This is a genomic window from Mycobacterium sp., from assembly GCF_035603715.1.
GTDB lineage: Bacteria > Actinomycetota > Actinomycetes > Mycobacteriales > Mycobacteriaceae > Mycobacterium.
Genome location: NZ_DATNJW010000615.1, coordinates 1 through 5902 on the forward strand (window position 1 = coordinate 1; position 5902 = coordinate 5902).

Annotated in this window: 5 protein-coding genes; 2 read left to right on the forward strand and 3 right to left on the reverse strand. The window is 69.6% G+C overall.

Features of this window, described 5'->3' with window-relative positions:
- Together VN856_RS25125 and VN856_RS25130 are read right to left on the reverse strand one after the other, a co-directional pair.
- The coding region (locus VN856_RS25125; protein ID WP_325694388.1) for an AMP-binding protein at nt 1–1106 on the reverse strand (1106 nt) is incomplete at its 3' end.
- 33 nt (nt 1107–1139) lie between these two features.
- On the reverse strand, nt 1140–1703 hold the full coding sequence (locus tag VN856_RS25130; protein WP_325694390.1) for a TIGR00730 family Rossman fold protein: 564 nt from the start codon (nt 1701–1703) through the stop codon (nt 1140–1142).
- A gap of 84 nt (nt 1704–1787) precedes the next feature.
- On the opposite strand from VN856_RS25130, the gene VN856_RS25135 reads away from it, so the two are divergent.
- The gene (locus tag VN856_RS25135; protein ID WP_325694391.1) at nt 1788–4031 is read left to right on the forward strand and encodes an AAA family ATPase; all 2244 of its coding nucleotides are present in this window, start codon (nt 1788–1790) and stop codon (nt 4029–4031) included.
- A gap of 11 nt (nt 4032–4042) precedes the next feature.
- Here the strand turns inward: VN856_RS25135 and dapE are convergent, their stop codons facing one another.
- Entirely contained in the window at nt 4043–5107 is a 1065-nt protein-coding gene (dapE, locus tag VN856_RS25140; RefSeq protein ID WP_325694393.1) for a succinyl-diaminopimelate desuccinylase, read from the reverse strand.
- A 25-nt stretch (nt 5108–5132) separates the two neighbouring features.
- On the opposite strand from dapE, the gene VN856_RS25145 reads away from it, so the two are divergent.
- Nucleotides 5133–5902: DapH/DapD/GlmU-related protein (locus VN856_RS25145; RefSeq protein ID WP_325694395.1), on the forward strand; the 770-nt coding region annotated here is incomplete at its 3' end.

Sequence of the window (5902 nt, forward strand, 5' to 3'; positions counted from 1 at the left end):
GCCAGCGGGGTCGGCGAGATCCCGGTGGTCCGAGGCACATTGAAGATGTTGATGAAAGCGGCGTTGCCCTCGCTGGACGCGTAGAACTCGCACACCCGCGCGATGTTGAACCGCGAGGTGAACTCGTCCCAGATCTCCGGACGCAGCCCGTTGCCCGCGATCAGCCGCACCTTGTGGGCGCGGTCGGTGGGCTTCTCGGGCTGATTCAGCAGATACCGGCAGATCTCGCCGATGTAGATGAAAGCCGTTGCCTTGCTGGCGATCACCTCGTCCCAGAACCTCGACGCGGAGAAGGACTTGCCCAGCGCCAGCGTCGCCCCCGAGTTGATCACCGATCCGACCGCGACCGTCAGCGCGTTGTTGTGGTACAGCGGTAGGCAGCTGTACAACGTGTCAGAACTCTTGAGCCGCAAGCCAAGTCCGCCGAATATCGCGAGCGCGGACAGCCACCGCTTGTGGGTCATCACGCTGGCCTTGGGGTGACCGGTGGTGCCCGAGGTGAAGATGTAGAACGCGGTGTCCTTGGCCAGCACCGCGGACGCCGACGGTGGGTTGGTGGTCGGCGCGGTGGCCGACAGCCGTTCCATCTCCTCGATGGTTGTCGGGGCGATGGGGGCCCCTCCGCATTCCTCCACCGCATCGACGAAGTCGGACTCGACGACCAGCGCCTTGGCATCCAGCAGGCCGATGCTGTGCGCCAGCACCTCGCCGCGCTGGTGGTAGTTGAGCATGCCGGCGACCGCGCCGCACTTGACCGCGGCCAGCATCATCAGCACGGCGTTGGGTGAGTTGCGCAGCATGATCCCGACGACGTCGCCGCGGCCGACGCCCCGCGCGGCCAGCACGGCGGCGTAACGATTAGCGGTGGCATTGGCCTCGCGGTAGGTCAGCTGCTGCTCGCCGAACCGGATGAAGATCCGGTCGCCGTAGCGCTCGGCACGATCCTGGAAGATCTTGCCGATCGAGACCTTGAAGTTCGGCTGCGCACGCACCAGCGTGAGCATCCCGCGGGCGATCACCGGAAGATCGGCCAACACCGCAGGCGCCCGGGTCGCGATGTCAATCAGTCCGATCGACGAGTGGTCACGGGCGTTGTTCTGAGACATGGCGGCCAGCCTATCGAGGCGCAGCAAACGCACTCAGCGGGGTGCGCAGGCCGCGATCGCCGCATCGACGTCGTCGACAACCACCAGCGTGTCCATCGCCGCTTGCGAGACGTAGCCGCTGTCGAGCAGCCCGCGCAACCATGCGCGCAGCCCGTCGAAGTGTCCGGCCGGATCCAGCATCACCACCGGCTTGTCGTGCATGCCCAGATACCCGCCGGTCCAGGCCTCGAACAGCTCCTCCAGCGTGCCGATACCGCCCGGCAGCGTGATGAACGCGTCGGCGCGGTCCTCCATGATCTGTTTGCGCTCCCGCATCGTGTCGGTGACGATCAGCTCGTCGGCATCGTGGTCGGCGACTTCGCGGCGAACCAGGGCCTTGGGAATGACGCCGACGGTCCAGCCACCGCGCGCCCGGGCAGCCGTGGCCAGCGCACCCATCGCCGAGACGTTGCCGCCACCCCAGACCAGGGTCCAGCCCCGCTCCGCGATCGCCTCGCCTAGCTCGGCAGCCAGCGCCAGCAACTCGGGATCGGTGGGTCCGGACGCGCAGTACACGCAGACCGCTCGTGGATGGGGTGCATCGCGTTTGGGGTGCACAGTCGAAACGTAGACCAACCTTGCCGCCGAGCGCATTTGGGCCTAACCGCATGCGGTCAGGGGCGCGCGCCATAAGATCCGGCGGTGCCGAGTGCTTGGGTTGCCGCGCCGCCGGACGCATTGCTGCGCGAGGTCACGGCCGGTTTGACCGATCCGCACCGCTCCGGCGTGGCGATCCTGGGAGCCGACGGCGTCGGCAAGACATTGCTGGCTGGCAGCGCCGCCGAGGCGTTCGCCGCGCCGTCGACCGTCGTGCACCGGGTGGTGGGCACCGCGACCGAGCGGGTCATCCCGTTCGGCGCATTCCGCGCCCTGCTGGCCGACGCCGACATCACCGAGGCGGGCCGGCCGGCCGAGCTGCTGCGCGCCGCACACGAGCACCTGACCGCTGATGACGCTCAGCAGCTTTTCGTCGTCGACGACGCACACCACCTCGACCATCTGTCTGCAACGTTGATCTACCAGCTGGCGGTCGGCGGCTCGGCGCGGCTGATCGTCACGGTCCGGTCGGACGCCGAGCTGCCCGACGCGATCGCGGCGCTGTGGGCCGACGAGTTGCTGAACCCGATCGAGGTCGGGCCGCTGGACGCGGAGGCGACGAAGACCTTGCTGGAATCGGCCCTGCCGGCGCCGCCGGATGCCGACGTGGTCGACCAGGCGTTTGCCCACAGCCAGGGCAACCCGCTTCACCTGCGGCACCTGGTCGACAGCGGCGACCCGACCAATGGCGCCGCACTGCCGGCCCTGATCGACGGTTATCTGTCCGGTCTGCCGGCGTCGGCACGCGCAGTCCTGGACTATCTCGCTCTGGCTGAGCCGCTGCAGCGCAGCGATGTGACGGCGTTGGCCGACGAGGGCGCGGTCGAGGAGGCCGAAGCCGTCGGCGCGGTGAGCATCGATGGCGAGCTGGTCTATGCGGCGCATCCGCTCTACACCGCCCGCGCGGGTGCGGCGCTGACGCCCGACGCCGCGCGGGCGTTGCGCATGTCGCTGGTCGAACGCCTCGCGGCCGGCTCGTCCACCCATCTCCGCCACCAGCTGCGGATCGCGACGCTGGCCATCGACAGCGACAACCCCGGCGCGGTCGACGATTTCGTGTCCGCGGCCCAGCACGCGCTGCGGTTCGGCGAGCTTGTGCTGGCCGAGCAGCTCGCCCAGGCGGCGCTGGACCGCACCGGCGGACTGCCCGCGCGGCTGGCACTGGGTTACGCGCTGGCCTGGCAGGGCCGCGGGCGGCAAGCCGACTCGGTGCTGGCCGCGGTGGACCCCGACCAGTTGTCGCCGTCCGAGCTGATGGCGTGGGCACTGCCGCGGGCGGCCAACCAATTCTGGATGCTCAGCGAACCGGCACAGGCCACCGCTTTTTTGCAGACCACCCGGACCCGGGTTTCGTCGCCGACGGCACAGGCCACCCTCGACGCGCTGGCGGCGACCTTCGCGATGAACGCGGGAACACCGTTGCGCACGTTGCGGATCGCCGGCGAGGTGCTGGCATCGCCGCACGCCGACGCAGTGGCTGTCGGGTGGGCTGCCTCGGCGGCAGCGCTGAGCTCCGCCCGTACCGGACAGTTCGACGACGTCGAAGAGCTGGCCCGGCGGGCGACGGCCGCCGATCATCCCGGGCTGCTCCGGTTCACCAGCGGCTTCGGCCGGATCACCGCGCTGGTGATGGCGGGCCGGCTGACCGAGGCGCGCGCGCTGGCGCAGCGCTACACCGACTTCGCCGAGCTGCAGCAGCCGGGCCGGGCGATCGGCGAGACGTTGGTGGGCTACGTGGCGATCGCGCAGGGCGACTTCGACGACGCCGTGACGCTGCTGAGCCGGGCCGCCGACCCGCTGGCGCGCACCGGCTACTCGTGGGGCCCGCTGTCGTTGATGCTGCTGACGCAGGCACTCGGCCAGCAAGGCGAACAGCTCGAAGCCGCAAAGGTTTTGAGTCGGGCCGAGTCGCGGCACGGGCTGAAGTCGACGTTGTTCGCACCGGAGTTGGCCTTGGCCAAGGCGTGGTCGAAGGCGGCCCGCGGCGACACGACCGGCGCGATCGAAGCCGCCCGCGAGGCGGTGCAGACCGCGGAACGTGGCGGGCAGTCGGCGATCGCACTGCGCGCCCTGCAGGATGCCGCCCGCCTCGGCGACGTGCGCGCCGTGCAGCGGGCCCAACGCTTGGCGGTCGAAGTGAATTGCGTGTTGGGACGGCTGACGCTGGCGCACGCCCGGGCATTGGCCGCCGGCGATGCCGACGCGCTGACGGAGGTCGCCGCCGACCTTGCCGATCGCGGACTGCACCCTGCGGCCGCCGACGCGTCCGCCCAAGCGCAACGCGCCTAGGCACTCAGGGCCTAACCGCTCAGATAGGCCCGCAGCATCGTCACGGCGTCGGTGATCTGGTGGATCGGCACCAGTTCGTCGCGGGTGTGCGCGAGGTTGGGATCGCCGGGCCCGTAGTTGACCGCCGCGATGCCACGCGCGGCGAACCGCGATACGTCGGTCCACCCGTATTTCGCCCGCACCTGCCCGCCGGCGGCGTCGACGAGGTCCTTCGCCGCCGGGTTGGACAGACCGGGCAGCGCTCCTGCCGCGGAGTCGGTCTGCTCGATCCGCACGTCGAGGCCGTCGAGAACCTCATGGACGTGGCTCAGCGCGGCCTCCGGCGATCGGTCGGGAGCGAAGCGAAAGTTCACCGTCACCGAGGCCGCATCGGGGATGACGTTGCCGGCAACGCCGCCGTCGATGCGGACCGCCGACAATCCCTCACGGTAGGTGCACCCGTCGATCTCGACACTGCGGGCCCGGTAGGCCGCGAGCCGATCCAGCACCGCGCCCAGCTTGTGAATGGCGTTGTCGCCCAGCCATGCTCGCGCCGAGTGGGCGCGAGTCCCGTCGGCGTGGACGACAATACGTAAAGTCCCCTGGCACCCGGCCTCGATGTACCCGCCGGTCGGCTCGCCGAGGATCGCCACGTCGGCCGTCAGCCAATCCGGCAACTCACGTTCGATCCGCCCCAAACCATTTGCCGCCGAATCGATTTCCTCGCAGTCGTAGAACACCAGCGTCAAATCGTGGGCAGGCGCGGTGACGGTGGCGGCCAGATGCAGAAAGACCGCGTCACCGGACTTCATGTCTGTTGTGCCGCAACCGTGTAGCGATTCGGCGTCCCGACGGCTCGGCAGATTACCGGCCACCGGCACGGTGTCGAGGTGGCCGGCCAGCAACACCCGGGTCTGGCGGCCCAGCGCGGTACGGGCAAGCACGGCATTGCCGTTGCGGATGATCTCGAAGCTCGATGTCTGCGCCCGCAGCGCGGCCTCGACCTCGTCGGCGATGCGCTGTTCGTGCCGCGACTCGCTGGGGATGTCGACCAGAGCTGCGGTCAACGCAATCGGGTCGCCACGTAGGTCCAGCACGGTCTCAGCCTAGTGGGTGGGTAGCGTGGGGCGCGTGACTGCAGCTTCGGGTATTGGGCTGGCAACGCTGGCCGCCAACGGATCGGTTCTCGACACTTGGTTCCCTGCACCGGAACTGATCGACTCGGGCCAGAGCGGCACGACGCGGTTGTCGGTGGCCGAGGTGCCCGACGAGTTCGCCGCGCTCGCGGGCCGCGACGAGGACCGCGACACCGAGACCGTCGTGGTGCGCACGGTGATCGGCTCGCTCGACGACAAGGCCGCCGACGCCTACGACGGCTATCTGCGACTGCATCTACTCTCGCATCGGCTGGTCGCTCCGCACGGGCTCAATGCCGACGGGTTGTTCGGGGTGCTGACCAACGTGGTGTGGACCAACTACGGGCCGTGCGCGGTCGACGGTTTCGAGACGGTACGGACGCGGCTGCGCCGGCGCGGCCCGGTCGCGGTCTACGGGGTGGACAAGTTCCCCCGCATGGTCGACTACGTCGTGCCGACCGGGGTGCGCATCGCCGATGCCGACCGGGTGCGGCTGGGCGCGCACTTGGCGTCGGGAACAACGGTGATGCACGAGGGCTTCGTCAACTTCAACGCGGGCACGTTGGGCGCCTCGATGGTGGAGGGCCGCATCTCGGCAGGCGTGGTGGTCGGCGACGGCTCGGACATCGGTGGGGGCGCCTCGATCATGGGCACGCTGTCCGGCGGTGGCACCGAAGTGATCTCGGTCGGCAAGCATTGCCTGCTCGGCGCGAATTCCGGGCTGGGCATCCCGCTGGGCGACGACTGCGTCGTCGA